This window comes from Janthinobacterium sp. GW456P, assembly GCF_002127655.1.
GTDB lineage: Bacteria > Pseudomonadota > Gammaproteobacteria > Burkholderiales > Burkholderiaceae_D > Janthinobacterium.
The window spans coordinates 1-26,936 of sequence record NZ_NEHB01000023.1 but is presented as its reverse complement, the minus strand read 5'-3'; the positions used below and the strand labels follow the sequence as shown (position 1 = coordinate 26,936).

Genomic DNA, 26,936 nt, shown 5'->3' with positions numbered 1-26,936 from the left:
CTGCAACGCCGCCATCGGCATTTTCTCGGGCTCGCGTCTCCGGCCCGCCATTTTTACGTTTTTACGCCTGACACCTTTGCCTTTCAATGCGTCGGACAGCTTAACTGAACGGCATCACCGCCACCATGGGCGTTTTATCGCGCGCTTAAATTGGCCATAGAGGCGCCTCGTCCATCAGCGCCACCTGCTCCCTGAGTTCCAGGATGCGGTCCTGCCAATAGCGCTGCGTGTTAAACCACGGGAAGGCGACGGGGAAGGCGGGATCGTCCCAGCGGCGCGCCAGCCAGGCCGAATAATGGATCAGGCGCAGGGTGCGCAGCGCTTCGACCAGGTACAGCTGGCGCGGGTCGAAATCGCAGAAATCTTCATAGCCGGCCAGGATGTCGCTCATCTGGCGTACCTGGTCGCCGCGTTCGCCCGACAGCATCATCCACAGGTCCTGGATGGCCGGTCCCATGCGGCTATCGTCGAAGTCGACGAAATGGGGCCCGGCGTCCGTCCACAGCACGTTACCGCCATGACAATCGCCATGCGTGCGCAGCACGGCCACGTCGCCCGCGCGGTCATAGCAGCGCTTGACGCCATCGAGCGCCTGCTGCGCCACGCTGGCATACGCGGCCAGCAGTTCGGGCGGCAGGAAATTACCCTCCAGCAAGAACTCGCGCGGTTCGACGCCAAACGTCTGGTGGTCGAGCGCCGGGCGTTCCTTGTAGGCGGACAGCGCGCCGACGGCGTGGATGCGGCCGATGAAGCGCCCTATCCATTCCAGGGTCGCCGGGTCGTCCAGCTCGGGCGCGCGTCCGCCGTGGCGGGGAAAGACGGCAAAGCGGAAGCCCTGGTACTGGTGCAGGGTGCTGCCATTGATGGCCAGCGCCGGCACCACCTGGATTTCTCGCTCGACCAGCTCGGACACGAACGCGTGCTCTTCCAGGATGGCCGTGTCGGTCCAGCGCGCGGGGCGGTAAAACTTCGCCACCAGGGGCGCGCTATCTTCGATGCCCACCTGGTAGACGCGGTTTTCATAGCTGTTCAGCGCCAGCAGGCGGCCATCGCCGCGCAAGCCCACGCTGTCGAGGGCGTCGAGCACGCAATCGGGACTCAGTGCGGAAAAGGGATGGACGGGCCGGTCGTCCTCGTGCGGCTGGTTTTCATTGTGCATGAACGACATTGTAAGGCGCGCGCGGGCCGCCGGTGCAAACACTTCGGCGGCAAGGCGCGGCAAGGCGTATACTGGCGCCTTACATTTCATCAAAGAGCAAGCCATGTCACTCGAACAGCCATTATCAGAAAAAGAATTCGACGAATTAGACCAATTCCTGTTGTCGGAGCGCTGCTCCGAAGACGCCATGACCATGGATATGCTGCACGGCTATCTGACGGCCGTCGCCATCGGTCCGGAACCGATCATGCCGGCCGAATGGTTGCCGCGCGTGTGGGGCGAAAATGCCGAAGATGCGCCGAAATTCAAGAACAGCAAGGAAGAAGAGCGCATCGTCAACCTGATCATGCGCTTCATGAACGAAGTGCTGGTGACGTTTGAAGTCGCGCCGAAGGAATTCGAAGCCCTGTTCGTCGAACACGACTACGAAGGCCAGACCCTGATCGACGCTGAAGCCTGGTGCTGGGGCTTCTGGGACGGCATGGAACTGCGCCCCGGTTCGTGGAATGAAATCTGGGATTCCGAAGTGGCCGCGCTGATGCAGCCGATCTACCTGCTGGGCGCCGACGAAATCAAGGAAGAAGAGCTGAAACTGGTGGAAGACCCGGTCAAGGCGCACAAGCTGGCGCAGGAACTGGAAGCGAACCTGCCGGCCATCCACCGTTTCTGGGTACCGCGCCGCAAGGCACCGGTGCAAACCATGAAACGCGAAGAGCCGAAAGTGGGCCGCAACGACGACTGCCCTTGCGGCAGCGGCAAGAAGTACAAGAAATGCTGCGGCGCCGAGCCGGCAGCCGAGTAACACCGCAATAGCATCTCTCTCTGCGCCGGCGTCCTGCCGGCGCAGCGTCGGCATTGGCCTCCGGGCTATAATCGGCGCATGAAACTCCCCGACCTGAACCTGCTCGTCGCCCTCGATATCCTGCTCGAGGAAGGCAGCGCCGTGGCCGCCGCGCGGCGCATGAACCTGAGCGCGCCAGCCATGAGCCGCACCCTGGCGCGCATCCGCGAGGCCATCGGCGACCCCGTCTTCGTGCGCTCCGGGCGCGGCCTGGCACCCACCCCGCGCGCGATGGAATTGCGCGAGCAGGTGCGCGGCGTGGTGGAGCAGGCGCACGCCGTCTTCACATCCGGCCGTGAAATCGATCTGCGCACGCTGGAACGCACTTTCAGCCTGTGCGCCAACGACGTATTTGTCGGCGCCTACGGCGGCAAGCTGCGCGACCTGCTGGCCAGCCATGCGCCGAACACGGTGCTGCGCTTCGTACCCGAAGGCGATGGCGCCACGGAAAACGACGCCCTGCACGCGGGCCGCATCGACCTGTACATCAGCGCGCGGCGCGCCTTTGCGCCCGACATCAAGCTGCAGCTGCTGTTTAGCAGCGGCTTTGTCGGCATCGCCCGCAGCGACCACCCGATCTTCGACGGCCCCATGAACCTGGACAGCTTTACCGAATACGAACATATCAGCGTATCGCGGCGCGGCCTGGCGCGCGGCCCCTTCGACACGGCCCTGGCCGAGCGGGGCTACATGCGCCGGGTTTCGCTGATCACGCCCAATTTTCAGTCCGCCATCTTCGCCGTGGCCGATTCGCGCCTGCTGCTGCCCCTGATGCCCACGCCCCTGCTGCCCATCGTCGAGCGCCTGGGCTTGAAGCTGCGCACCTTCCAGCTGCCCATTCCCGTCGACAACGTCGATGTATTCCAGGCCTGGCACCCGCGCCTCGATCACGACCACGCACACCGCTGGCTGCGCGCGACGATCAAGTCGCTGTGCGGCAGCGCACCGGGCGCTTAGCGTCCGAGCACAGCCACCATTGCGCCAGACGCAATTGAGACTTCATCAATTATCAATTTTCACAAGATTAACGGCTACCTATACTGCGTGGACTGATTCTCATCCACGGAGTTCCCTGTGTCCGCTGTATTGCTTCCCGGCGTCATCCCGACGATGGCGCCGTCTCCCCCTTCACCGCTGGCGCCACCCGCCCCGCCCGCATTCGACCTGCGCCTGGCCACAGGCCTGGCCGGCGTGCTGCTGGCCGTGCTGGTATCGGGCCTGAATGAAAACATCACCAAGGTCGCGCTGGCCGACATCCGCGGCGCCATGGGCATCGCGCGCGACGACGCCAGCTGGCTCGTCGCCCTGTATGCGGCCGCTTCGGTGTCGGCCATGGCCTTCGCGCCGTGGTGCTCCGTCACCTTCTCGCTGCGCCGCGTCACCCTCGCCGCCATCCTCGTCTGCATGGCCGCCGGCGTACTGTGCCCGTTCGCGCCAAACCTGTCCGTGCTGATGTTCCTGCGCGTGGTGCAGGGCGCGGCCGGCGGCGCCTTGCCGCCCATGTTGATGACGGTGGCGCTGCGCTTCCTGCCGCCGAACATCAAGCTGTATGGTCTGGGCGGCTATGCGCTGAGCGCCACTTTCGGCCCCAGCCTGGGCACGCCGCTGGCCGCCTTCTGGACCGAGTACCTGGGCTGGCAATGGGCGTTCTGGCAAGTCGTCCCGGGCAGCATCGCCGCGCTGCTGATGGTGTCGTGGGGCTTGCCGCAAGACCCGCTGCGTCTCGAGCGTTTCCGCCAGTTCGACTGGCGCGGCCTGCTGCTGGGCCTGCCCGCCATCAGCATGCTGGTGGTCGGCATGCTGCAGGGCGAACGCCTGGCATGGTTCGCCTCCCCGCTGATCTGCGTGCTGCTGGGCGGCGGCCTGTTGCTGCTGGCGCTGTTCTTTGTCAATGAATGGTCGCATCCGCTGCCGTTCTTCAAGCTGCAGCTGCTGTCGCGGCGCAACCTGAGCCACGCCCTGCTGACCCTGGGCGGCGTGCTGTTCGTGCTGCTGGCCGTGATCCTGATCCCCTCGTCCTATCTGGCGCAGGTGCACGCCTACCGTCCGCTGCAAACGGCGCCCGTGATGCTGATGGTGGCGCTGCCGCAGTTGGTCGCGCTGCCGCTGGTGGCGGCCCTGTGCAATATCCGCGCCGTCGACTGCCGCTGGGTGCTGGCCACCGGCCTGGCCCTGCTGGCCCTGTCCTGCGTGCTCGGCGCGCGCATGTCGCCCGACTGGATACGCACGCATTTCTACCTGCTGCAGGCGGTGCAGATCTTTGCGCAACCGATGGCCGTGATCCCCTTGCTGCTGCTGGCCACCACGGGCCTGGCGCCGCAGGACGGCCCTTTCGCCTCGGCCTGGTTCAACACCATCAAGGGCATGTCGGCCGTCGTCGCCACTGGTGTGCTCGATGCGCTGATCACGCGCCGTAACCATTTTCATTCGACGGTGCTCAGCGAACGCCTGGGCAACCTGCCGGCCGGCGTGGATATGACAGGACTTGCGCAGCGCATGCATGCGCAAGTCGTCACCCTGACCTCGTCCGATCTGTATCTCACCGTGGCGGCCATCGCGCTGGCCATGATTGTGATCATTCCCACCCTGCCGACGCGCGTCTATCCGCCGCGCGCCGCCTGAGTTTATTTTTACGAAAGAGCTTCACCATGCAAACACCCATCCTGCGCTCACGCGCCTTCCTCCTCGGCCTGGCCCTGCTGGCCTGCGCCCTCGCCTTTTGCGCCTGGCAACTGCTGTGCGCCCGGGGCGACGAACAAAGTACCGACGACGCCTTCGTCAGCGCCGACTACACCGTGCTCTCGCCCAAGGTGGGCGGCATCGTGCGCGAAGTGCTGGTGGAAGACAACCAGGCTGTCAAGGCGGGTCAGCTGCTGGCGCGCATCGACGAGCGCGACTACCAGGCCGCCGCCGCCTCGGCCCGCGCCGAGGTAGCCGGCGCCGAAGCGCAGCTGGCGAATGCCCGCGCCACCTTGCAGCGCCAGCAATCGGTGATCGAGCAAGCCACGACCCTGGTCGAGGCCAACCAGGCGGAAGACAAACTGGCGCAGCAGGAACTGGCCCGCTCAACCCACCTGGCAGGCCAGGGCGCCGGCAGCGTGCAAAACGCGCAGCAGGCGCAATCGCGCTTCGACGTGAGCCGGGCGCGCCTGGCGCAAAACCGTGCCGCCCTCGTCGCCACCCGCAAGCAGACGGACATTTTGCAGGCGCAGCAAGGCGCGGCCGAGGCGGCCCTGCTGCGCGCCCGCGCCAGCCTGCAACGGGCCGAACTTGATCTGTCGCATACGCAGCTGCGCGCCCCCATCGACGGCATCGTCGGACGCCGCGCCGCGCGCGTCGGCGCCCTGGTGGCGCCCGGCGCCAGCCTGATGGCCGTGGTGCCCCTGAACCGCAGCTTCGTCATCGCCAACCTGCAGGAAACCCAGCTGACCCACGTGCGCCAGGGCCAGCGCGCCAGCATCGCCGTCGACGCCTATCCGGGCATGCTCCTGCGCGGCACGGTGCACAGCATCGCGCCCGCCACGGGCGTGACCTTTGCCGCCATCGCGCCGGAAAACGCCACCGGCAACTTCACCAAGGTGGTGCAGCGCATCCCCGTCAGGATCGCGCTCGATGCGGGCCAGGATGACGGCAGCCGCCTGCGCGTGGGCATGTCGGCCGAAGTGCGCATTAGTACAGCTGCGGCCATGCGCCGTCCAGAAGTGCAACAGGTGAGCGCGCGATGAAAGCACTGATACTTTTCACGGCCCTGGGCCTGGCCGGCTGCGCCAGCGTGGGCAGCGACTTCCAGCGTCCGCAAGCGCCGTTGGGGCAGCAATGGCGCGAGGCGCAGCATGCCCGTTTCGCCGCGCAGCAGGACGCCGCCATCGAGCAGCGCTGGTGGGACAGCTTCGGCGATACGACCTTGTCCTCCTTGCTGCGGCGCGCCGCCAGCGCCAACCTCGACGTGCTGGCGGCTGGCAGCCGGCTCGAACAAAGCCGCGCCGCGCGCGGCGTGGCGGGCGCCGCGCAAGGACCGTCGCTGGGCGCGAATGGCGGCTATGGCCGCGCGCGCAACAGCGAGCAAGGCTTGAGCGACCCGTCGCGCCACAACGGCCAGTCCACCTACAGCCTGTGGCAATCCAATCTTGACGCGGCCTGGGAGCTGGACCTGTGGGGCCGCGTGCGCCGTGAAGTGGAAGCGGCCGACGCACACGTCGACGTAGCCCTGGAAACGCAGCGCGGCGTGCTGCTGGCCGTGCTGGCCGAGACGGCGCGCGACTACATCGAACTGCGCGGTGCGCAGCAGACCCTGGCTATCACGCGGCAGCTGCTCGATATCGCCCGCCATACGCTGGACCTGACCCGCATCCGCCTGCGCGAAGGCGTGGCGACACAGCTCGACGAAGCCGAGGCGGCGGCCCACGTGGCCACCATCGAAGCGCGCCTGCCGCCGCTGGAGCAGCGCGAAGCGCGCCTGGGCAATGCCCTCGCCCTCTTGCTGGCGCTGCCGCCGCAAGCCTTGCAGGCGGAACTGGCAGTGAACCAGGACATTCCGGCCGTGGCCATGCAGGTGCAGCTGGGCGTGCCAAGCGGCCTGGCCGAACGGCGTCCCGACATCCGCCGTGCCGAAGCGCAGCTGCATGCGGCCACGGCCGCCATCGGCGTGGCGCAAGGCGATTTTTATCCGCGCATCACGCTGTCGGGCAGCATCGGCCTGCAAACGATGCAGTTGTCCGACATCGGCTGGGATGCCAAACGCTTTGCCTTCGGCCCCGGCTTCAGCGTGCCCCTGTTCGATAGCGGCCGCCTGCGCGCCAGCCTGCAATTGCGCGAGGCGCAGCAGCAGGAAGCGGCCATCGCCTACCGCCAGACGGTGCTGGCCGCCTGGCACGAGGTGGAAGACGCGCTCTCGGGCTACCAGGCCAACGCCCGCCGCCAGGCCAGCCTCGATGCAGCCGTCAGGCAGGGACGGCGGGCGCTGGGCAGCGCGGAACTGCAGTACCGCCAGGGCGGCACGGACTTGATCAACGTGCTGCACGTGCAAAACACCTTGTTGAACAACGAAGCGGCGCTGATCGACAGCCGCGCCACCGCCTCGCTGTCGCTGGTCCAGGTCTACAAGGCGCTGGGCGGCGGCTGGCAAGCATTTTCAATCACCTCGCAAGGAAGCAGCCAATGAAACCGAATCCCGCACATTTCTCCATCCACGACGTCAGCGACTTTCCCATCGTGCGCTTTCGCCCTGAAACGGCCGTCACCGGCTATGCCCCGCTGTGGGAAAACGACATGGACGCCCTGCTGCGCCATGGCGAGCCGTTCGTCCTGCTGTTCGAAGCGGAACGCGGCGACGAAGCGCACATCGACCGCAAGCGGCGCGGCCTGTGGCTCAAGCATAACAAGGTGGCGCTGGCCGCCATTTGCCGTGGACTGGTGTCGGTCGAGACGGACGCGGAGCAGCGCGCGCGCCTGCAGGCGCTGGCGGCCGGCGCCATGAAAGCCTTTGGTATCGTGCAGGAAGTGGCGGCCACGCGCGAACAGGCCGATGCCCTGATGGTGTGGCTGCTGGGCAGCGGCCAGATGGCGCGCCCGCGCGCGGCGGACGTGTGGTGAGTGGATTCAGGCGGCCCTGCGTACCGCGCTTCTGGCGGGGATGACGCACACGTCGCCATCGCTGCTGGTTGCCATCGTCAGGGCGATGCCATACAGCGATGCCAGCGCGGGCACGGCGCCGGCATCGCTGGCGATATCGCCCACCAGCTGGCCGGAACGCACCAGCAGCAGCCGCTCGAAGCCCAGCAAGGCGTGGTTGATGTCGTGCAGGATGGCGACGACGGCGTGGCCGCGCGCGGCGCAAAACCGCTGCAGGCTATCGAGCAGCTCGAACTGCAGGCCCGGATCGAGCGCCGCCAGCGGTTCGTCGACGAGTATCAAGCCATCTTCGACATCCCACATCTGCGCGAAGATGCGCGCCAGCTGCACCCTGGCCTGTTCGCCGCCGGACAGGGTGTCCAGGCGCCGCCCCAGCAAATGCGCGGCATGCGCCAAGGCGGCCGCTTCCTGCACGATGCGCTCCAGCTGCGGGTCGACCAGGCGCGCCACCCTTCCCAGGCCGATCACCAGGTCCGACAGCAGGCCAAAGGCCACGTTCGAGCCTTGCGGCAGCACGGCGCGGCGCAGGGCCAGTTCGGCCAGCGGCCACTGCGCCAGCGGACGGCCCGCAAACGCCACCTGGCCCGCCTGCGGCTGCAGTTCGCGCGCCATCAGTTTGAGCAGGGTCGACTTGCCCGCGCCGCTGGGACCGAGGATGGCGATGCGCTCGCCGGGCGCCACCCGCACATTGAACGGGCCGAAATACTGCTGGCCCAGTTGGGTAGTGGCGAAGGACAGTTCCAGCAGAGGCGTCATGCGCATCCTTTCAGGCGCTGCCGTGGCGGAAGCGCCGCAACAGCATCAGGAAAAATGGCCCGCCCAGCAAGGCCGTAAAAATCCCGACGGGGACTTCGGCGGGAATGGCGACCGTACGCGCCAGGGTGTCGGCCAACAGCAGCAGCAAGCCCCCCATCAGCATCGCCAGCGGCAATACCTTGCGCTGGTCCGCCCCCAGCCAGGTGCGCACCAGATGCGGCGCGATCAGGCCGATGAAACCGATACCGCCGCACCAGGCGACGGCAAACCCCGTCAGCACGGCCACCAGCACGATGACCTGCGTGCGCAGCCGGCCCACGTCGACGCCCACGTGCAGCGCCTGCGCCTCGCCCAGCGCCAGCGCGTTCAAGGAACGCATCAGATAACGCGTGGCCCACAGCGCGCCCGCCAGCACCAGCAGCAAAGCCGCCACCTGGCGCCAGCTGCCGGCCGACAGCGAACCCAATGTCCAGAAAGTCAGCGTGCGCAACTGGTCGTCGCTGGCCAGGTAGATGCACAAGCCCATGACGGCCACCGTGATGGCGTTCAGCGCCACGCCCGTCAGCAGCAGGCCGACGATGGAACCCGGTGTGGCCCAGCGGGCGACCCGGTCGAGCAGCACGCAGATGAGCATGGCGCCGGCGAACGCGGCCCCCGGCAGCAGCCACACGCGCAGTTCGGGCGCCACGTGCAGGCTGGCCGCGAAGACGATGGTGGCCGCGCCCGCGCAGGCGGCGCCACTGCTCACGCCCAGCAGTCCCGGGTCGGCCAGCGGATTGCGAAACAGCCCTTGCGTCAGGCCGCCGGCCAGCGCCAGCGCGGCGCCGATCAGGGCGGCGAACAGCGCGCGCGGCAAACGGATATGCCACAGCACGTACGCGCCGCCGGACAGCGCCTCGTCGCCCGCTTGAAACGGCGCCAGCCAGTCGGCCAGGGTCACGGGCACGGCGCCCGCCTGCACGGCGATGATCAAGCCGCCAGCCAAAGCGGCGGCCAGCAGCCCGCCGGTGCCCCAGCGAGGCCAGCGCCAGGGCGCGGCGGAGACCAGGGAGGCCACGTTCATGCGGCCATGGCCTTGGTGAACGCGGCGTCGAGTTCCGCCAGCGCCTGCGGCATGCGCGGGCCAAAGCCCAGTAGCAGCATGGCTTCCTGCGAGACGATGCGCTGCTTGCGCCCGGCCGGTGTCTGCGCCAGGCCCGGCAATTTCAAGATGCCGTCCACGCCGCCCGAAGCTTTCAAGCCCTGATCGGTGACGAGCACGATGTCCGGCCGCGCGGCGATCACGGCTTCCGGCGTGAGCGGCTTGTAGCCAGCGAATCCACCCTGCCCGCCCATCACGTTGACGGCGCCCGCATACGCGAGCATGGCATCGGCGCCCGTCCCGTGCCCGCCCACCATCACCTGGTTCGGCGCATGGGCGAGGATGAACAGCACGCGCACGGGCGCACGCTGGCGCTGCCGGATCCTGGCCAGGGCGCCGTCCCACTGTTGCTGCAAGGCCTGCGCCAGGCGCGCGGCGGGGTCGGCACGTCCCGTGATCCGGCCCACCTGTTTTACGCGTTCCAGCAAGCCTTCGAATTGGTTGTTCGCGCTGAGCACCGCCACCGGCACGCCCGCGTCGCGCACCTGGCGCAGCACCACTTGCGGCCCCGCTTCCTCGGTGGCGATCAGCTGCGTGGGAGCCAGCGACAGCACGCCCTCGGCCGACAGGGTGCGCGCATAGCCCACCTGCGGCAGCTGTTGCGCCACGGCCGGGTACAGCGAAGTGGTATCGACGCCCACCAGTTCGCCCTGCGCCTCGAGCGCATACACGATTTCCGTCAGGGCGCCGCCCACGCTGACGATGCGCCGCGCCTTGGCCACGGGCCTGGCCGCGTCGTTCACTGCCGCCAGCACCTGCATCGGTGCGGCCAGGGCCAATGCTCCGGCCCCCATTTTTTTCAGCGCGATGCGGCGCGCCACGCTGGCGGCGATCATGCGGCGCATAGTTCGCCCTCCTGCGCCACCCTGTCGACGATATGGCGCCATTCGCACAATTCATGCGTGCCCGGCTTGCGTTCGCCGAAGAACATGACGATGGTGTCGCCCTTCGCGTCGAACAGTTCGACGGACGTCACCAGGCCGTCGACAGTGGGCTTTTTCACCACCCAGGCGCTGGCGATATGGTCTTCGCGCAAATGCAGGTTGAAGCGCTGGTCGAGCACATTGATCCACGGCCCCATCACGGCGATCTTGTGCACGGGGCCGGAATGGATCTGGATCATGCCGGCATTGCCGACGAAGGCCATGATCGCCACTTTTTCCAGCGCGGCATCGTTGAGCAGGTCGAGCACGCAGGATTTGTCGATCTGCTGCACGAAGCGCGCCTCGGCCAGGCGCAGGCCCTGCAGGCGCGAGACCGCATATTTTTTCAGCACGGTAAAAAATTCATGCGTGTCGCGCAAGTCGGCCCAGGCAGCGCGAAAACCGGCCACGTCGATCTGCGCATCGGGCAGTTCCGCCGGCGGCGGCGCCGGCGCCGTCACGGCGATGCCTGCCGCCTGGTCCGCGTCGGCAAAATGCGTCACCAGCGCGTCGTAGGCGGCAACGTCGCTTTGCGGCTTGAGGAAAATCTTGTGCACGGCGTGGCCCGCCGCATCAAAAAATTGCAGGCTGCGCTGCACTTCCTTCTCCCCCATCTCGCGGACGGCAAAGCCATGCGCCCACTGGCGGTAAAACACGCGCAAGTCGATGTCGCCGCCGAGCACCAGGCCCACGTGGTTGTTGTGGCTGGCCTTGCGGTAGACGCCCGTCTTTTCATGCACGCACGAGGCATTGCGCGTCAGCGCCATGACTTCGCCCAGCGGTTCCAGCGCCTGGACGATGGCGGGCCAATCGGCCTGCAGGCGCTCGGCGCCCAGCAAGGCGCCATCGGCCAGCGACAGGCCCGCATGCGCGGCGATCAGCTCGCCTTCGGCTATGCCCAGTTCCTCGGCGATGTCGCGGTGGCGGGCCTTCTTTTCGCGGCGCAGGCGGGCAAATTCACTGGCGACCAGCTCGGTATTGCAAATGGGGAACGTGCTCAACACGGTGTCTCCTTTCAAGGCGAACACTGGCTGGCATGGGCTGGCTGGTGGTGGGGAAATTGACGTTAATTATAAATGAGAATCATTCGCAATCAAGTCTTATTTGTGCGCGCATAAAAAAGCGCCGCGACAGGAAACCCGTCGCGGCGCAAAGGAGACCGATCGAGACAGCCGATCCGTTCGGGAAAAACAGGGTCAGGCGCTGGCTTGCACGCCCGGCATGGAAACCGGCTTGGCGGCGGGCCGCTGCGCCAGCAAGACCACGGCGGCCAGCACCATGGCGCCACCGAGCAATTGGGTGCCGCTGACGGATTCCTTCAGCAAGGTCACACCGAACGCCATCGTGATGACGGGCTCGAACGTGGAAATGATGGACGCCTTGGCCGCGCCGATCTGCGCCACGCCGGCAAAGAAGGCGGCGATCGCGAAGGCCGTCGAGAACAGGGCGATGGCGCTGACGGCCAGCCAGCCCGTCGCCGTGCCAGGCAAGGAGACGCCCTGCCACAAGGCGATCGCGCTATTCGACAGGCCCGCCGTGCCCAGAATCACCACGCAAGCGGCCAATGGATGAATATTCTCGCGGCTTTTCGACAGGCTGTTGCCAAACAGGATGTACACGGCGTACACGCCGGCGGCCATCAAGGCCAGGGCGATGCCGATGGGCTGGCCCTGCAGCTTGCCGCCCAGGGTGATGGCCATGCCGGCGATGGCCAGCGCCATCAGCACCAGCATGCGCCGGTCCAGCTTTTCCCAGCCCAGCGCCAGCGCGAGGATGGTGACCAGCACGGGATACACGTACAGCAACATGCCGCACAGGCCGCTGCTGGCATACATGAGGGCATTGAAATAGCCTTGCGACTGGGCCGTGTACATCAGGCCCATCAGCATATAGCCGGCCAGCAGGCGGCCGCGCGGCAAGCGCCAGCCACCGAGCCACACGAGCGGCAGCAACAGCATGGCGGCAATGACGAAACGCAAGGCCAGCATGGTCGACGGGTTGACCCCGGACGCATAAGCCGCCTTGGCAAACACTGCGGAACTGCCGAAACCGGCGGCCGACAGCAACACCAGCGCAACGGCGCGGCGATCAGACATGACTAAACCTCTTTGAGTACGCCTGGGCAAACCTGCTGCGCGTCGCGCTTTGCGGCCGGCGATGCTCACCGTACTGAAGTACGGTTGCGCTTCTCAGCCACAAATCACTGCCGCTCGCGACGGTTTTCCCAGGCGTTGTAACGTTGTAAATATAAATGCCCAGCCAGGCCGGGAAATATCCATGCGTAAATCCTATTGCGGGTTACTTCACGCAGTGACGGCATCATATTCGCTTGCGCAAAATGAAACAAACCAATATTCTTCACGGATAGGCCGAGTATTACTGAGGCTCACTTCTCTTAAGAACGCCATGTCACGTCCCTTGCCACCGCTCGCCGCCCTGCACGCCTTCGAGGCGGCCGCGCGCCATGAAGGTTTCCAGCGCGCGGGCGAAGAATTGCACGTCTCGGCCGGCGCCATCGGCCATCACGTGAAACAGCTGGAAGCGTGGCTCGGCATCGTGCTGTTCCAGCGCATGCCGCGCGGGGTGGTGCTCACCAGCGCCGGCCAGCGCTATGCGGCTTCGCTGGGGCCCATCCTCAACCAGCTGGCCGACGTCTCCGAGCAGGCGCGGCGCCAGGGCGACGACAAGGTCGTCACCGTGACGGCCACCAGCTCGCTCGTCTCGCGCTGGCTGATGCCGCGCCTGGGCCGGCTGCGCGACCGCTATCCGCAGATCGAACTGCGCGTGCTGGCGTCGATGCACCCGGTCGACCTGGCGCGCGATGGCGTCGACGTGGCCATCCGCCTGGGTCCGGGCCGCTATCCGGGCCTGAAAGTGGATTTATTGATGGAAGAATGGTTTTCCGCCGTCTGCAGCCCAAGTTTTCGCGCCAACGCGGCCAGCCTGCGCCAACCGGCCGACCTGCTGCGCTATCCGCTGCTGCACGACGAGCCGGAAGTGCACCTGCCCGGCGAAATCGACTGGACGCGCTGGCTGCACAGCTGCGGCGTGCATTACAGCGGCAATAGCGGCAACAGCGGCGCGCGCTTTTCGCACACCTATCTGTGCCTGGACGCGGCCGCCAGCGGCCAGGGCGTGGCCATTGCCGCCAGTCCCCTGATCGGCGACGACCTGCGCTCGGGCCGCCTGGTGCGCGTGTTCGAACACGCCGTGCGCGGCCCCCACTGCTATTATCTGCTGCGCTCGCCTCAGGCGGAAACGCGGCCCCTCGTGCATGCGTTTTGCGAATGGCTGATCGCCGAGGCGCGCGCCGACCAGGAAACCGTCTGGCCTACCGTGGAGACAGCATGACGACACAGGAACTGGCGCACAGCGCCGACTATATTGTCCAGCACGAATACGAACATGCCACAGTGACGGCCGCCGATGGGCGTCACGCCAGCCTGGGCGAATTCTATGGCGACCCGGCCGTGGCCTTGATCGACGTCAATGAGCAATGGTGCGCCGTGGCGGGCGAGGGATTGGTGCTGTGCCGGCTGCAGCAGACATTCGGCGAGTGCGTGGAATATTTCCGCCAGCCGGGCGAAGTGCGCTGGATCACGGCTTTACGGCAAACGGGGCCGTTTGCGCTGGAGTGGCAGGATGAGGATGGGGCTTGGTCCGCCCTCGCTTTCGATCCGGCGGATGTGTCGGCTTAGCGCAACGCGCGTAAGCCGACACCCGCATTACAATTTAATGAAATGCTCGCGGTAGTACTTGAGTTCTTCGATCGACTCGAGGATATCGGCCAGGGCCGTGTGCTTCTGGTGCTTCTTGAAACCGGTGGCGATTTCCGGCTTCCAGCGCTTGCACAGCTCTTTCAATGTCGATACATCAACATTGCGATAGTGGAAGAACGCTTCCAGCTTCGGCATGCCGCGCACCATGAAGCGGCGGTCCTGGCCAATGGTGTTGCCGCACATGGGCGACTTACCAGCAGGCACGTATTTCTTCAGGAAGGCGATCAGTTCCGCTTCCGCCTGGGCTTCCGTCACGGTCGACGCTTTCACCTTGTCGATCAGGCCCGAACGGCCGTGCGTGCCCTTGTTCCAGGCATCCATCTTGTTCAGGGTTTCATCCGACTGGTGAATCACGAACACGGGGCCTTCGGCCAGCAGGTTCAAGTGCATGTCCGTCACCACCACCGCCACCTCGATGATGCGGTCGGTATCGGGCTCCAGGCCCGTCATTTCCATGTCGACCCAGACCAGGTTCATCTCGTTTGGACGTGCCGGGACAAAGGGTGCGGGGGTGGATGCAGTTAAGTCGGTCGCTTGTGACATAATTCTCTCTTGGCCTAATCAAACTAAATAATCAGCCATTTTCTCACAGGCACAGAATGTATTCACTCGCGTTTTCGATTTTGTTTGTATCCGTCCTCGTTTTGACCCTGGCCGTGCGCTTCTGGCTCGCTTCGCGGCAGATCCGCCACGTGCTGGCGCACCGCGCCGCCGTGCCTGCGGAATTCGCGGAAAAAATCCCGCTGGCCGCGCACCAGAAGGCGGCCGACTACACGGTGGCGAAGACCAAGTTCGGCCTGCTGACCCTGCTGGTCAACTATGCCGTGCTGATCGGTTTTACCCTGCTGGGCGGCTTTCAATGGCTGGCGCTGCACTTGAATGAATGGATGGGAGCGGGTTCGCCCATGCTGTACCAGATCGGCCTGATCGCCGCCTTTGCCGTCATTTCCGGCCTGATCGACCTGCCCTTCGATTACTACCAGCAGTTTGTGCTCGAGCAACGTTTTGGCTTCAACATGATGAGCAAGAGCCTGTTTTTCACTGACTTTCTCAAGAATATAGGCATCACGGCCGTACTTGGCCTGCCGCTGCTCTGGGTCATTCTTGTCCTGATGGCGAAAAGTGGCGACCTGTGGTGGTTCTATGCCTGGCTCGTCTGGAGCGCGTTTTCCTTGCTGATGATGATCATCATCCCTAACTTTGTTCACCCGCTGTTCAACAAATTCACGCCGCTGGCCGACGAAGCGCTGAAAAGCCGCATCGAAGGCTTGATGCAGCGCGTGGGCTTCGCCTCGAAAGGCTTGTTCGTCATGGACGGTTCGAAGCGCAGCGCCCACGGCAATGCGTATTTCTCGGGCTTTGGCGCCAACAAGCGCATCGTTTTCTTCGACACCCTGCTGTCGCGCCTGGCGCCGCAGGAAATCGAAGCCGTGCTGGCGCATGAACTGGGCCACTTCAAGCTCAAGCACATCGTCAAGCGCATCGCCATGATGTTCGTCATCTCGCTGGGCTTTCTGGCGCTGCTGGGCTATTTGAAGACGCAGCCGTGGTTCTACGCGGGCCTCGGCGTCGATCCCGTCGCGCTGGCGCTCACGGGCCAGCCGACGGACGCGCTGACCCTGCTGCTGTTCATGTTGGCCTTGCCCGTCTTCACCTTCCTGCTGGGACCGTTGACCTCGCTCAGCTCGCGCAAGCACGAATTCGAAGCCGACGCCTTTGCCGCCACGCACACGCATGCGGACGACCTGGTCTCGGCGCTCGTGAAAATGTATGAAGACAATGCGTCGACCCTGACGCCCGACCCGCTGCACTCGGCCTTTTACGATAGCCACCCGCCGGCCAGCGTGCGCATCCGCCACCTGAAAGGAGCTACAGCATGAGTACGCCATCCACACTGCAAGAGCTGGCCCAACTGTCCTGCGCGCCACGCCAGCACGCGCTGGGCGACACCGGCGTCGCCACCCTGCACGCGCTGCTGCCGCAATGGACAGTACAAAATGGCAAGCTGTGCCGCGACTTCGGCTTCAAGAATTACTACCAGACCCTGGCGTTCGTGAACGCCCTGGCCTATATGACCCATACGCAAGACCACCATCCGGAGCTCATCATTACTTACAAAACCTGCGCCGTGCGCTACGACACGCACTCGGTCAACCAGGGCGCCGGCGGCCTGTCCGAAAACGACTTCATCTGCGCCGCCAAGGCCGACCTCATTTATCAGAGCAGCCAGGTGGCTCCATGAGCGAAGGCAAGTTGACGGGCGTCATCATCGCCGCCCACGGCCGCCATTACCTGGCCGACGTGGAGGGCGCCAAGCTGCAATGCGTCACGCGCGGCAAGAAAACCAATGTGGCCGTGGGCGATGTCGTGCACCTGACGCGCACGTCAAACGACCAGGCCGTCATTGACCGCATCGAGGAACGCAAGACCCTGCTGTACCGCTCGGACCAGTACAAATCGAAGCTGCTGGCCGCCAATTTGACGCAGCTGTTCATCGTCGTGGCGACGGAACCGGGCTTTGCCGACGACCTGATCTCGCGCTCGCTGGTGGCGGCCGACGCGGCCGGCATCGAGGCGCGCATCATCCTGAACAAAACGGACGTGACCGCTTCGCTGGAGCGCGCCCGCGAACGCCTGCTGCCGTATTCCTCGATGGGCTATCCCGTCGATGAAGTGTCGGCGCGCGCCGAACCGGAGCACGCCGTGGCCACCCTGGCGCCGCTGCTGGCGGGCCAGTCGTCGATCCTGATCGGCCAGTCGGGCATGGGCAAGTCGTCCTTGATCAACCTGCTGGTGCCGGACGCCGATATCGCCGTGCGCGAAATCTCGGCCGCGCTCGACACGGGCAAACACACGACGACCTTTACGCGCCTGTACAAGCTCGATGAACTGGGCCCGAACAGCTCCATCATCGATTCGCCAGGCTTCCAGGAATTCGGCCTGTACCACCTGTCCGAAGGCATGCTGGAGCGCGCCTTCCGCGAATTCCAGCCGTATCTCGGCGGCTGCAAGTTCTATAACTGCCGCCACCTGATCGAGCCGCAATGCGCCATCCTGCAAGCATTGTCGGAAGGCAAGATCGCCAAGATGCGCCATACCCTGTATGGCCAGCTGCTGCACGAATCGGCGCAAACGCTGTATTGACCATACGCCGCGGCACGAATAAAGCAACAACAAAGCCTCGGCCGGCAAAATTTAATTTTGCGGCCGAGCTTGCTTTTCGATTTTAATCCCAATACCGTTCATCCAGCGTTTTCAGCGTTTCAGCGCGCAAAACATGCCCCCCGTCGCCTGTCGCTGGCGCTGGAGAGGCGCGCTTGCTAACTTGACACCAGTCCCTGCCGGAAACCTGCCAGCGACCACACGATCTAACTTCCACCCATCCAGCCATCCTGATCGAAGGTGAATGTCATGCATACCAAACGCTTACTCCCCCTCCTCGCCGCTATCTTCGCCCTTGCCGGCGGCACGGCCCAGGCCCAAACCGCGATGGCGCCGCAAGCCGCGGACAGCGTGCGCGTCACCTCCGGCACCTACTATCACGTCACGGCACAGGACGCCTTCGACATCGAGCAGCAATACCGCCTGTCGAATGGACAACGGCTGGAAGTACACCAGCAGGACAGCCATTTTTTTGGCCGCCTGATCGATGACCGCGAATGGCAGGAAAAGCCCAGCGTGGAAATCTACCCCACCGGCCCCGGCCACTTCATCACCCGGCAAGGCTCGAGCTTCGTCTTCAGCAATACAGGCGAGCGTCTGGTGATCGACGACGCCCAGTTCCTGCCCGGCTTGCGCATGCCTGCCGACCTGCGCAGCGCCAGCGCCGCGAACGGCAGCGCCAGCATCCGCCTCGTTTCACGCTAGACGCCTGCGGCCGGCCGTAGCACGGCCGGGGAAACGCCCTGTCGTGGCGGCCGGGCGGGACGCACAATTCTGCCCTGCGGACTGAACAATTCCCCTGAATGCAGCTTACAATGCGATGACGCATGGCCTGTGCGGTCGCAGGCTGGCGCCACTGTTTGCGGGGAGAATGCTTGAATGGAAATGTTCGCGCTCGAACATGACGTAGCGCAGTGGGAAAGCGCATTGCTGCCGTTGCGCGGCGCCGGGCGCGTACCGCTGCTGCTGTTGCTGGCATGGCATTTGCGCCAGCGCAACTGCGCACAGGCGCTGCACCATGCGGCCGAAGCGGCAGCCTTGTTGCCCCACGCCCAACTGCCGCCCCCCGCCTTGGCCAGCGCCCAAGCGCGCCTGCAACTGGTGCAGGCCGAAGTGGCCTGGCTGCAAGGCGCACTCGATGCGGCCGAAAGCCTGGCCATGGCGGCGCACGCCATCCTGTGCGCGCATGGCGACGGCGCCGGCTGCGCCGACGCCCACTGGCTGCTGTCCTCGATCGCCGTCGACCGGGGCGACCATACCCGCTGCGATGCCGAACTGCTGGCCGCGGCGCAGCAAGCACGTAGCGCCGGCGATGCGATACGCGCCGGCCTGGCCGACGCGGCCACGGCACGCTGGGCCGTCTTGCACGATGCGCCGGCCGCCCAGCTCCGATGGGGCGGCCACTTCCAGCTTGAGGGTGCCAGCGGCAAGCTGCCCGCGCCGCTGGCCGCCTGGGTGCACGACTTTCGCGGCTTGCTGGCGCACACCTCGCGCGACCTGGGCGCGGCCGCCGGCCACTACATGCAAAGCTACGAGGCGGCGCTGGAAAGCGGCCAGCTGCGCGGCGCGATCACGGCCGCCATCAATATCGGCGACTGTTTCGCCAGCCTTAACGACAACGAATCGGCCCTCGAATGGATGCAGTGCGCGCTGGACCTGGCGCGCCCCACCGGCTGGCCGCGCAGCATCGGCGCCTGCCAGACGCATACGGCCGAGACCATGCGCAAGCTGGGGCGCCTGGCCGACGCCGAAACACTGTTGCGCGAAGCGCTGCACATCCTGACCCCCGTGGCGGGCGCGCGCACCTATGCCAACGCCCTGTTCCACCTGGGCGAACTGAGCCTGGACAAGGGCGACTACGACACGGCGCTCGACGCCTTCAGCCGCCTGGCGCAGCGCGCCGAAGCGCTGGGCCAGGCCGATTTCCGCAGCATGGCGCAGCGCGGCAGCGCCCACGCGCTGTCTTATCTGGACCGCCCGGACGAAGCGCTGCAGGCGGCCGAACGGGCTTGCCAGCTGGCCACCGCGCAGGGCGACGCCATGCATCAGGTAGCCGCGCTGCGCGTCCTGGCCATGCTGCACGCGCGCCACGACTTGCCGCCACCGGCAGGCATGCAGGAACGCAATCCCGCCCTGCATTTCCTGCACCAGGCACTGCAGGTGGCCGACTCCATCGAAGGCTATGTGCCGCCGGGCGAACTGCTCGATGCGCTGGCGCGCGAGTACGCGCATGCGGGCGACTATGCGCGCGCCTACGATATCGCCCTCGCGGCGGGCGTGGCGCGCGAAAAAAGCCACACCCAGCAGGCGAGCAACCGCGCCACCGCCATGCAGGTTTACCACCAGACGGAACATGCGCGCTCGGAAGGCTATCACCACCGCGAACTGGCCGCCTCCGAAGCACGCCGCGCCGAAGTCTTGCAGCAGACCAGCGACACGCTGGAACGGCTGTCGGCCATCGGCCAGGAAATCACCACCCACCTCGACGCCAGCGCGGTGTTCCAGGTACTCGACCGCCATGTGCATGCCTTGCTGCCAGTCAACACCTTCGCCGTCTACATGCTCGATGCGGCGGGCACGGCGCTGCGCCGCGCGCACGGCATGGAAGCGGGCCGCCCCCTGTCCGACAACGCCATTCCACTGAGCAACCCACGCGCCTATTCCGTGCGCTGCCTGCTGGGCCGGCGCGAAGTGTATATCGACCAGGTGCCGCCCAAGCGCCACGCCTACACCGTGCCCGGCACCCTGCATAACCAGAGCGTGCTGTATGTGCCCTTGACGGTGGGCGAGCGCGTGCTGGGCGTGATGACGGTGCAGGCTTGCCATGCCCATGCCTACGGCGAACGCGAACGCCTGATCTTCCGCACCCTGTGCGCGTATGGCGCCATCGCGCTCGACAATGCCAGCGCCTACCGGCAACTGCAAGACGCCCAGGCGCAACTGGTATCGCAGGAAAAACTGGCCGCCCTCGGTTCGCTGATGGCCGGCGTGGCGCATGAACTCAACACCCCGATCGGCAACAGCCTGCTGATCGCCAGCACCATGCTGCAAAAGACGGAAGACGTGGAACGCTTGATGAACGGCCCCGGCCTGCGGCGCTCGGACCTGGCCGCCTATATCGACGATGCGGGCAAGGCATCGGCGCTGGTCATGCGCGGCCTGCACAGCGCGGCCGACCTCGTCAACAGCTTCAAGCAGGTGGCCGTCGACCGCACCACCGAACAGCGGCGCCAGTTCGACCTGCAACAGGTGAGCAATGAAATCATCGCCACCGTCATGAACCGCATCCGCAGCTCGGGCCACCGCATCGAAACGGACATCGACTTCGGCATCGCCATGGACAGCTATCCGGGCCCGTTCGGCCAGGTGATCACCAACCTGATCAACAACGCCCTGCTGCACGCCTTTCCCCTCGCTCCCAACGATGGCGGCGCGGGCAAGGGCTGCATGCGTTTGTCCGCCACGCTCGATGGCGCGCGCGTGCGCATCGTCTTCGCCGACAATGGCGGCGGCATCGCCGAACAGCATTTGTCGCGCATCTTCGACCCCTTCTTTACCACCAAGCTGGGCCAGGGCGGCAGCGGCCTGGGTCTGTCGATCAGCTACAACATCGTCACGGCCCTGCTGGGCGGCACCATCCACGTGGCCAGCAGCCCCGCCGGCACGCATTTCACGCTGGACTTGCCCCTGGTGGCGCCGCAGATCGATGCGGCCAGCCCGGCCAGCATCTATTGATGCCGGCCAGACTGTGACTGGAAGCGGATACTTGTCTACACAAGTACCCGTCCGGGCAGTCTTTCCAATCTAAAAGCAAAACCCTTATAATTGAATGGCTGAAGTCCCTGCCATTGCATGATTTACAACTTGGCAAACCGCATCGACCCGCACGACAAACCGGCGCGGGCACCGATCAACACAGCAGCGCGCCGGGCGAGGCAGTCATCAGACGAGATGTTGTACGCTGATGCAACCCGGCGGGAAAGGCACGCCGCCGGCGGCCTGCGCATCTTCAAGTGGTCATTATGTCGACAAAAAAACCGATCAAGCACTACCTCCAGTTCTCCGATTTCACGTTGGAAGAGTATGAATATGTGATCGAACGCGCCCATCTGATCAAGCGCAAGTTCAAGAATTACGAAATCTACCATCCACTGATCGACCGCACCCTGGTGATGGTCTTTGAAAAGAACTCCACCCGCACGCGCTTGTCGTTCGAGGCCGGCATGCACCAGCTGGGCGGCGCCGCCATCTACCTGAACACGCGCGATTCCCAGCTGGGCCGCGGCGAGCCGGTGGAAGACGCGGGCCAGGTCATGTCGCGCATGTGCGACATCATCATGGTGCGTACCTTCGGCCAGGAAATCATCGAGCGTTTCGCCGCCAATTCGCGCGTGCCGGTGATCAATGGCCTGACCAATGAACACCACCCGTGCCAGGTCTTTGCCGACATCTTCACCTATATCGAACACCGCGGCTCAATCGCCGGCAAGGTCGTCGCCTGGATCGGCGACGCCAACAACATGCTGTACTCGTGGCTGCAGGCGGCCGAAGTGTTCGGCTTCCACGTCAACGTCTCGACGCCGAAGGGCTACGACATCGACCTGGCGCAAGTCAAGACGGAGCGCTACACCTTCTTTGCCAACCCGTCCGACGCCTGCGAGGGCGCGCACCTGGTCAACACGGACGTGTGGACCAGCATGGGCTACGAAGCGGAAAACGCGGCCCGTATCGCCGCCTTCGACGGCTGGATCGTCGATGGCGCGAAGATGGCCCGCGCCGCGCCCGACGCCCTGTTCATGCACTGCCTGCCCGCCCACCGCGGCGAGGAAGTGGCCGCCGAAGTGATCGACGGCCCGCAATCGGTGGTGTGGGATGAAGCGGAAAACCGCTTGCACGTGCAAAAAGCGCTGATCGAGTACCTGTTACTCGGTAAAATCACCTGATTCGCCAGACATTGCAGAAAACCTGGCAGCATCGCAATACATATATCGACAACGACAACTGGAAGCAATATGAGCGACATTAAAAAAGTAGTCCTGGCCTATTCCGGCGGACTCGACACCTCCGTCATCCTGAAATGGCTGCAAGATAACTACCAGTGCGAAATCGTCACCTTCACGGCCGACCTGGGCCAGGGCGAAGAACTGGAACCGGCGCGCGCCAAGGCCATCAAATTCGGCATCAAGCCGGAAAACATCCATATCGAAGACGTGCGCGAAGAATTCGTGCGCGATTTCGTCTTCCCGATGTTCCGCGCCAACACCGTGTATGAAGGCGAATACCTGCTGGGCACCTCGATCGCCCGTCCGCTGATCGCCAAGCGCCTGATCGAAATCGCCAACGCCACGGGCGCCGACGCCATCTCGCACGGCGCCACCGGCAAGGGCAACGACCAGGTGCGTTTCGAACTGGGCGCCTACGCCCTGAAACCAGGCGTGAAGATCATCGCCCCATGGCGCGAGTGGGATCTGCTGTCGCGCGAAAAACTGCTGAAGTACGCGGAAGACGCCGGCATCGAAATCGACATGAAGCACAAGAACGGCGGCGCGCCGTACTCGATGGACGCCAACTTGCTGCACATCAGCTTTGAAGGCCGCCACCTGGAGAACCCGAGCGCCGAAGCGGAAGAAACCATGTGGCGCTGGACCGTCAGCCCTGAAAAGGCGCCGGACGAAGCGGAATACCTGGACATCGAATACGAAAAAGGCGACATCGTCGCCATCAACGGCGTGCGCATGTCGCCCGCCACCGTGCTGGCCGAACTGAACAAGGTTGGCGGCAAGCATGGCGTGGGACGCCTGGACCTGGTGGAAAACCGCTACGTCGGCATGAAGTCGCGCGGCTGCTATGAAACCCCGGGCGGCACCATCATGCTGAAAGCCCACCGCGCCATCGAATCGATCACCCTGGACCGCGAAGTGGCCCACCTGAAAGATGACCTGATGCCGCGCTACGCATCGATGATCTACAACGGCTACTGGTGGGCGCCCGAACGCGTTGCCCTGCAAACCCTGATCGACCACACGCAGCAAACCGTGAACGGCTGGGTACGCATCAAGCTGTACAAGGGCAATGTGATTGTCGTGTCGCGCGATTCGAAAACCGATTCGCTGTTCGACATGAACATCGCCACCTTCGACGAAGACGGCGGCGCCTACAACCAGGCCGACGCCGGCGGCTTCATCAAGCTGAACGCCTTGCGCATGCGCATCGCCGCCATCGCCCGCGAAAAACGGGGCCAGAAGTAACTAGTTGCCGGGAGGCACCGCCTCCCGCGCCAAGCCAAGCCGCCCACGGGCGGCTTTTTTGCGTTTGAAACGCACTCGGCCGCGATTTACGACCCTGCACGCACCCCATTTTGCTGTCCGCATGGCAAAATGCTAGAGTGCAATTGTGCTGACCTTCCCGCTTCCGGAGCCCTCCCATGTTCAAAGACCTGAGTATCAAGAATAAACTGTACCTGGGCTTCGGCTCCATCGTGGCCATCATCCTGATCCTGCTGGGCGTGGCCTACAACAGCTTTTCGCGGCTGTCCGAGGCCAATGCATGGGACCGCCACACGATGGAAGTGCTGGTCGAGATCGACAAGATCCATAACTCCATCCTGCAAATCCAGGTGGAAGCGCGCGGTTTCATCCTGACCGGCAACGAAGCGTCGCTGACGCCGGAAACCGATGAAACAGGCGTGCTGAGCCAGCACACGCAAAAAGCCATTGCCATGACGGTCGACAACAAGGTGCAGTCGGAACGCTTCCGCAAGATCGACGCGCTGACCAGCACCTGGGTCAAGGAGTGGATCAATCCCCTGATCGAGAAACGGCGCGCGCTGGGCAATGCCCCGGGCGCCACGGAAGCGGTGGCGCGCACCATGCCGCCGACCGGCTACCCGGCCGTGGCGCAAGCGAACAAGCTGCTCGACGAGGTGGCCGCCGAGGAAACCCGCTTGCTGGCCGAGCGCACGGCCACCACGGCAAAATTGCAGGAAACCATGATGCTGACCCTGGCCCTGGGCGGCCTGCTGTGCGTGGTGCTGGCGCTGGGCATTTCCTACCTGCTGGGCCGTGCCATCCTCGGCCCGCTGAACAGCCTGACGGACGCCGTCGGGCGCATCGCCGGCGGCGAACAAGGCGCGCGCGCCGCCATCCTCTCGCGCGACGAGCTGGGCAAGGTCACGGAAGAATTCAACCGCATGGCGCAAACCATCCAGGACAACCAGGCCAACGAACTGGCCGCTACCAACACGCTGCGCGCCAAGGTCGATTCGCTGCTGGAAGTGGTCTCCAAGGCGGCCTCGGGCGACCTGACGGGCAAGGTCAGCATCACGGGCAGCGATGCCATCGGCCAGCTGGGCAATGGTCTGGCGAAGATGTTCGAAAACCTGCGCAGCCTGCTCAACAATGTGCAAAAGGCCGGTATCCAGGTCACCACGTCCGCCACGGAAATCGCCGCCTCGGCGCGCCAGCAGGAAGCCACGGGCATCGAGCAGGCGCAAACGAGCGTGGAAATTCTCAGCACCACCAAGGAAATCTCGGCCAACACGAGCCAGTTGCTCAAAACCATGGAAGACGCCACCGCCGTGGCCGACTACACGACGAATGCGACGGCCGAAGCGCAGAACAACCTCAAGCGCATGGATTCGACCATGCAGCACATGGTCTCGGCCACCGATTCCATCAACGCCAAGCTGGCGGCCCTGTCGGAAAAGGCCAGCAATATCAATAGCGTGCTGATCACCATCACCAAGGTGGCCGACCAGACCAACATCCTGTCGCTGAACGCCGCCATCGAGGCGGAAAAAGCGGGCGAGGCGGGCCGCGGCTTTTCCGTGGTGGCGACGGAAATCCGCCGCCTGGCCGACCAGACTTCCGTCTCCACCTGGGATATCGAGCAAATGCTCAAGGAAATGCAATCGGCCGTCTCGGCCAGCGTGATGGGCATGGATAAATTCTCGGAAGAAATTCGCCGCAGCGTGGGCGAAGTGCGCCAGGTGGCCGAGCAACTGTCGTCCGTCATGGACCAGGTGCAGAAACTCACGCCGCAATTCGATGCCGTGCTGCAAGGCATGCAATCGCAGGCCATCGGCGCCTCGCAAATCTCCGACACCATGATGCAGCTCAACGATGCCACGCAGCAAACGGTGGAGTCATTGAAAGCCACCAGCGAGGCGGTGCACCAGCTGCAATATGCGGCGGGCGACCTGCAGTCGAGCGTGTCGACCTTCGCCGTCACCATCTGATCCCATGAAAGTGCTGCTCTTTCACATCGGACGCGACCGCTATGGCCTGCCACTGGCCCGCATCGTGCGCGTGCTGCCGCTGCTGGAGCTGAAACAGTTGCCGCTCACGCCAGACTACGTGGCCGGCCTGATGGACTTGCACGGCACGCCCGTGCCCGTGATCGACCTGTCGCGCCTGGCCGGACTGCCGCCCGCCGCGGCGCAGTTCGACACGCGCATCGTCATCGTCGACTACCGCGCGCCGGACGGCGCCATGCATGCGCTGGGCTTGCTGGCCTCGCAGGTGCGCGGCATCGCCGACATCGACCCGCTCCAGCTTGAGGACAGCGGCGTGGCGACGGCGCCCTTCCTGGGCCAGGTGGCCAGCGACGCCGACGGCATCGTGCAGCTGGTCGAGCTGGAACACCTGCTGCCGCCGGACGTGCGCGCGCTGCTGTTCCAGGACGCGGGCGCGGCATGACGGCGCAAGCGCTGCTGCGCCGCGCGACCGGCCTGTCCGTCTCCAAATCCGTGGCCGAGCGGGCCGTCAACCAGCGCATGGAGCAAACGGGCTTTAGCGATAGCGAAACCTATCTGCAGGCCCTCACGCCGGCGGAAATGACGCAACTGATCGAGCTGGTGGTGGTGCCCGAATCGTGGCTGTTCCGCGATCCGCAGGCGTTCTACGCCACCGTCGAACTGGTGCAGGAACGCTGGGCGCGCGGGCGCGCCACGCGCATCCTGTCGATCCCGTGCGCGGGCGGCGAGGAACCGTATTCGATGGCCATGGCGCTGCGCGACGGCGGCGTGCCGAAACAGGCGTTCAGCATCGACGCCTACGACCTGAGCCCCGGCTGCATCGAGCGGGCGCAGGCGGGCGTGTATGGCCGCAACGCTTTCCGCGCGCAGGACGTGGCCTTCCGCGAACGCTATTTCACGCACGTGGCCGACGACGCCTACCGCATCATCGATTCCCTGCGCGAGCAAGTCACCTTCAGGCAGGGCAATCTGCTGCAGTTCGATMCCGCCAGCTACAGCCGCCACTACGACGTCATCTTTTGCCGCAACCTGCTGATCTATTTTGACAAGCCGACCACGCGCGCGGCGATCCACAACCTGTCGGCCCTGCTGGCCGACGACGGCATGCTGCTGGCCGGCTATGCGGAAGTGCCCTCGTTCTGCCAGAACGGCTTTGCGACATTGCAGTTCCGCCAGGCTTTCGCCCTGAAGAAGGAGACGGCGGCGCCGGCCAGCCCCGCGCAGGTGGCGCCGCTGCCTGCCGCGCGTCCCCTGCGCAGCGTGCCGCGTGCGCCAGAGCGCGCCGCAGCA

Annotated in this window: 25 protein-coding genes; 18 read left to right on the top strand and 7 right to left on the bottom strand. The window is 65.1% G+C overall.

The window, feature by feature from the left end; all coding sequences use genetic code 11:
* Window positions 1-145: 145 nt before the first annotated feature.
* Window positions 146-1,159 (bottom strand): serine/threonine protein kinase, encoded by a 1,014-nt coding sequence (locus CBW66_RS19795; RefSeq protein ID WP_086140774.1) that lies wholly within the window; start codon window positions 1,157-1,159, stop codon window positions 146-148.
* Between the two features lie 103 nt (window positions 1,160-1,262).
* Between CBW66_RS19795 and CBW66_RS19790 the strand changes: the two genes are divergently transcribed.
* The 6 genes from CBW66_RS19790 (at window position 1,263) to CBW66_RS19765 (ending at window position 7,592) form a co-directional block, all read left to right on the top strand.
* On the top strand, window positions 1,263-1,961 hold the full coding sequence (locus CBW66_RS19790; RefSeq protein ID WP_086140745.1) for a UPF0149 family protein: 699 nt from the start codon (window positions 1,263-1,265) through the stop codon (window positions 1,959-1,961).
* Window positions 1,962-2,039: 78 nt separating this feature from the next.
* Window positions 2,040-2,957, top strand: coding sequence for a LysR family transcriptional regulator (locus CBW66_RS19785; RefSeq protein WP_086140746.1), 918 nt, complete (start codon window positions 2,040-2,042; stop codon window positions 2,955-2,957).
* 117 nt (window positions 2,958-3,074) lie between these two features.
* Window positions 3,075-4,622: an MFS transporter gene (locus tag CBW66_RS19780; RefSeq protein ID WP_230492168.1), complete on the top strand. Its 1,548-nt coding sequence runs from the start codon at window positions 3,075-3,077 to the stop codon at window positions 4,620-4,622.
* A 26-nt stretch (window positions 4,623-4,648) separates the two neighbouring features.
* A complete protein-coding gene (locus CBW66_RS19775) occupies window positions 4,649-5,725 on the top strand; it encodes an HlyD family secretion protein (RefSeq protein ID WP_086140748.1) in 1,077 nt (358 codons plus the stop codon).
* The gene (locus tag CBW66_RS19770) at window positions 5,722-7,161 is read left to right on the top strand and encodes an efflux transporter outer membrane subunit (protein WP_086140749.1); all 1,440 of its coding nucleotides are present in this window, start codon (window positions 5,722-5,724) and stop codon (window positions 7,159-7,161) included. Before CBW66_RS19775 ends, CBW66_RS19770 begins: the two co-directional genes overlap by 4 nt.
* Entirely contained in the window at window positions 7,158-7,592 is a 435-nt protein-coding gene (locus tag CBW66_RS19765) for a hypothetical protein (RefSeq protein WP_205701179.1), read from the top strand. Before CBW66_RS19770 ends, CBW66_RS19765 begins: the two co-directional genes overlap by 4 nt.
* 6 nt (window positions 7,593-7,598) lie before the next feature.
* Here CBW66_RS19765 and CBW66_RS19760 read toward each other — a convergent pair whose 3' ends face one another.
* The 5 genes from CBW66_RS19760 to CBW66_RS19740 all read right to left on the bottom strand — a co-directional run bounded on the left by CBW66_RS19760 (window position 7,599) and on the right by CBW66_RS19740 (window position 12,547).
* Window positions 7,599-8,387 (bottom strand): ATP-binding cassette domain-containing protein, encoded by a 789-nt coding sequence (locus CBW66_RS19760; RefSeq protein WP_086140775.1) that lies wholly within the window; start codon window positions 8,385-8,387, stop codon window positions 7,599-7,601.
* 10 nt (window positions 8,388-8,397) lie between these two features.
* Window positions 8,398-9,450 carry an iron ABC transporter permease gene (locus CBW66_RS19755; RefSeq protein WP_086140750.1) on the bottom strand — a complete coding sequence of 351 codons (1,053 nt, stop codon included), beginning with the start codon at window positions 9,448-9,450 and terminating at the stop codon, window positions 8,398-8,400.
* Window positions 9,447-10,373, bottom strand: a complete 927-nt coding sequence (locus tag CBW66_RS19750; RefSeq protein WP_086140751.1) for a hemin ABC transporter substrate-binding protein — start codon at window positions 10,371-10,373, stop codon at window positions 9,447-9,449. The genes CBW66_RS19755 and CBW66_RS19750 overlap by 4 nt, the downstream gene beginning before the upstream one ends.
* Complete coding sequence (locus tag CBW66_RS19745; protein ID WP_329957615.1) at window positions 10,361-11,455, bottom strand: ChuX/HutX family heme-like substrate-binding protein; 1,095 nt, start codon at window positions 11,453-11,455, stop codon at window positions 10,361-10,363. Before CBW66_RS19745 ends, CBW66_RS19750 begins: the two co-directional genes overlap by 13 nt.
* Before the next feature lie 192 nt (window positions 11,456-11,647).
* The gene (locus tag CBW66_RS19740; RefSeq protein WP_086140753.1) at window positions 11,648-12,547 is read right to left on the bottom strand and encodes a DMT family transporter; all 900 of its coding nucleotides are present in this window, start codon (window positions 12,545-12,547) and stop codon (window positions 11,648-11,650) included.
* 310 nt (window positions 12,548-12,857) lie between these two features.
* Between CBW66_RS19740 and gcvA the strand changes: the two genes are divergently transcribed.
* Both gcvA and CBW66_RS19730 read left to right on the top strand, forming a co-directional pair.
* A complete protein-coding gene (gene gcvA / locus CBW66_RS19735; protein WP_086140754.1) occupies window positions 12,858-13,802 on the top strand; it encodes a transcriptional regulator GcvA in 945 nt (314 codons plus the stop codon).
* Window positions 13,799-14,149: a hypothetical protein gene (locus tag CBW66_RS19730; protein WP_086140755.1), complete on the top strand. Its 351-nt coding sequence runs from the start codon at window positions 13,799-13,801 to the stop codon at window positions 14,147-14,149. The genes gcvA and CBW66_RS19730 overlap by 4 nt, the downstream gene beginning before the upstream one ends.
* 27 nt (window positions 14,150-14,176) lie before the next feature.
* On the opposite strand, the gene orn is transcribed toward CBW66_RS19730, so the two are convergent.
* Entirely contained in the window at window positions 14,177-14,773 is a 597-nt protein-coding gene (gene orn, locus CBW66_RS19725) for an oligoribonuclease (RefSeq protein WP_170932995.1), read from the bottom strand.
* Between the two features lie 56 nt (window positions 14,774-14,829).
* On the opposite strand from orn, the gene CBW66_RS19720 reads away from it, so the two are divergent.
* From CBW66_RS19720 to CBW66_RS19675, 10 genes are all read left to right on the top strand, one after another.
* Window positions 14,830-16,110: a M48 family metallopeptidase gene (locus CBW66_RS19720; RefSeq protein WP_086140756.1), complete on the top strand. Its 1,281-nt coding sequence runs from the start codon at window positions 14,830-14,832 to the stop codon at window positions 16,108-16,110.
* On the top strand, window positions 16,107-16,472 hold the full coding sequence (locus CBW66_RS19715) for a 4a-hydroxytetrahydrobiopterin dehydratase (protein WP_086140757.1): 366 nt from the start codon (window positions 16,107-16,109) through the stop codon (window positions 16,470-16,472). Before CBW66_RS19720 ends, CBW66_RS19715 begins: the two co-directional genes overlap by 4 nt.
* Complete coding sequence (gene rsgA, locus CBW66_RS19710; RefSeq protein WP_086140758.1) at window positions 16,469-17,374, top strand: ribosome small subunit-dependent GTPase A; 906 nt, start codon at window positions 16,469-16,471, stop codon at window positions 17,372-17,374. Before CBW66_RS19715 ends, rsgA begins: the two co-directional genes overlap by 4 nt.
* 267 nt (window positions 17,375-17,641) lie before the next feature.
* Entirely contained in the window at window positions 17,642-18,097 is a 456-nt protein-coding gene (locus CBW66_RS19705; RefSeq protein ID WP_086140759.1) for a hypothetical protein, read from the top strand.
* A gap of 180 nt (window positions 18,098-18,277) precedes the next feature.
* Window positions 18,278-21,127 carry an ATP-binding protein gene (locus CBW66_RS19700; protein ID WP_230492169.1) on the top strand — a complete coding sequence of 950 codons (2,850 nt, stop codon included), beginning with the start codon at window positions 18,278-18,280 and terminating at the stop codon, window positions 21,125-21,127.
* A 287-nt stretch (window positions 21,128-21,414) separates the two neighbouring features.
* Window positions 21,415-22,335, top strand: coding sequence for an ornithine carbamoyltransferase (gene argF / locus CBW66_RS19695; RefSeq protein ID WP_086140761.1), 921 nt, complete (start codon window positions 21,415-21,417; stop codon window positions 22,333-22,335).
* A gap of 69 nt (window positions 22,336-22,404) precedes the next feature.
* The gene (locus tag CBW66_RS19690; RefSeq protein ID WP_086140762.1) at window positions 22,405-23,640 is read left to right on the top strand and encodes an argininosuccinate synthase; all 1,236 of its coding nucleotides are present in this window, start codon (window positions 22,405-22,407) and stop codon (window positions 23,638-23,640) included.
* Window positions 23,641-23,816: 176 nt separating this feature from the next.
* Entirely contained in the window at window positions 23,817-25,628 is a 1,812-nt protein-coding gene (locus tag CBW66_RS19685; RefSeq protein WP_086140763.1) for a methyl-accepting chemotaxis protein, read from the top strand.
* Window positions 25,629-25,632: 4 nt separating this feature from the next.
* On the top strand, window positions 25,633-26,088 hold the full coding sequence (locus tag CBW66_RS19680) for a chemotaxis protein CheW (protein ID WP_086140764.1): 456 nt from the start codon (window positions 25,633-25,635) through the stop codon (window positions 26,086-26,088).
* The coding region (locus CBW66_RS19675) for a protein-glutamate O-methyltransferase CheR (RefSeq protein WP_086153662.1) at window positions 26,085-26,936 on the top strand (852 nt) is incomplete at its 3' end. The genes CBW66_RS19680 and CBW66_RS19675, both read left to right, overlap by 4 nt.

Bases quoted from the DNA above. Each gene is read 5' to 3' on its own strand.
- CBW66_RS19795 (WP_086140774.1), bottom strand. From the start codon at position 1,159: ATGCACAATGAAAACCAGCCGCACGAGGACGACCGGCCCGTCCATCCC.
- CBW66_RS19790 (WP_086140745.1), top strand. From the start codon at position 1,263: ATGTCACTCGAACAGCCATTATCAGAAAAAGAATTCGACGAATTAGAC.
- CBW66_RS19785 (WP_086140746.1), top strand. From the start codon at position 2,040: ATGAAACTCCCCGACCTGAACCTGCTCGTCGCCCTCGATATCCTGCTC.
- CBW66_RS19775 (WP_086140748.1), top strand. From the start codon at position 4,649: ATGCAAACACCCATCCTGCGCTCACGCGCCTTCCTCCTCGGCCTGGCC.
- CBW66_RS19770 (WP_086140749.1), top strand. From the start codon at position 5,722: ATGAAAGCACTGATACTTTTCACGGCCCTGGGCCTGGCCGGCTGCGCC.
- CBW66_RS19765 (WP_205701179.1), top strand. From the start codon at position 7,158: ATGAAACCGAATCCCGCACATTTCTCCATCCACGACGTCAGCGACTTT.
- CBW66_RS19760 (WP_086140775.1), bottom strand. From the start codon at position 8,387: ATGACGCCTCTGCTGGAACTGTCCTTCGCCACTACCCAACTGGGCCAG.
- CBW66_RS19755 (WP_086140750.1), bottom strand. From the start codon at position 9,450: ATGAACGTGGCCTCCCTGGTCTCCGCCGCGCCCTGGCGCTGGCCTCGC.
- CBW66_RS19750 (WP_086140751.1), bottom strand. From the start codon at position 10,373: ATGCGCCGCATGATCGCCGCCAGCGTGGCGCGCCGCATCGCGCTGAAA.
- CBW66_RS19740 (WP_086140753.1), bottom strand. From the start codon at position 12,547: ATGTCTGATCGCCGCGCCGTTGCGCTGGTGTTGCTGTCGGCCGCCGGT.
- gcvA (WP_086140754.1), top strand. From the start codon at position 12,858: ATGTCACGTCCCTTGCCACCGCTCGCCGCCCTGCACGCCTTCGAGGCG.
- CBW66_RS19730 (WP_086140755.1), top strand. From the start codon at position 13,799: ATGACGACACAGGAACTGGCGCACAGCGCCGACTATATTGTCCAGCAC.
- orn (WP_170932995.1), bottom strand. From the start codon at position 14,773: ATGTCACAAGCGACCGACTTAACTGCATCCACCCCCGCACCCTTTGTC.
- CBW66_RS19720 (WP_086140756.1), top strand. From the start codon at position 14,830: ATGTATTCACTCGCGTTTTCGATTTTGTTTGTATCCGTCCTCGTTTTG.
- CBW66_RS19715 (WP_086140757.1), top strand. From the start codon at position 16,107: ATGAGTACGCCATCCACACTGCAAGAGCTGGCCCAACTGTCCTGCGCG.
- rsgA (WP_086140758.1), top strand. From the start codon at position 16,469: ATGAGCGAAGGCAAGTTGACGGGCGTCATCATCGCCGCCCACGGCCGC.
- CBW66_RS19705 (WP_086140759.1), top strand. From the start codon at position 17,642: ATGCATACCAAACGCTTACTCCCCCTCCTCGCCGCTATCTTCGCCCTT.
- CBW66_RS19700 (WP_230492169.1), top strand. From the start codon at position 18,278: ATGTTCGCGCTCGAACATGACGTAGCGCAGTGGGAAAGCGCATTGCTG.
- argF (WP_086140761.1), top strand. From the start codon at position 21,415: ATGTCGACAAAAAAACCGATCAAGCACTACCTCCAGTTCTCCGATTTC.
- CBW66_RS19690 (WP_086140762.1), top strand. From the start codon at position 22,405: ATGAGCGACATTAAAAAAGTAGTCCTGGCCTATTCCGGCGGACTCGAC.
- CBW66_RS19685 (WP_086140763.1), top strand. From the start codon at position 23,817: ATGTTCAAAGACCTGAGTATCAAGAATAAACTGTACCTGGGCTTCGGC.
- CBW66_RS19680 (WP_086140764.1), top strand. From the start codon at position 25,633: ATGAAAGTGCTGCTCTTTCACATCGGACGCGACCGCTATGGCCTGCCA.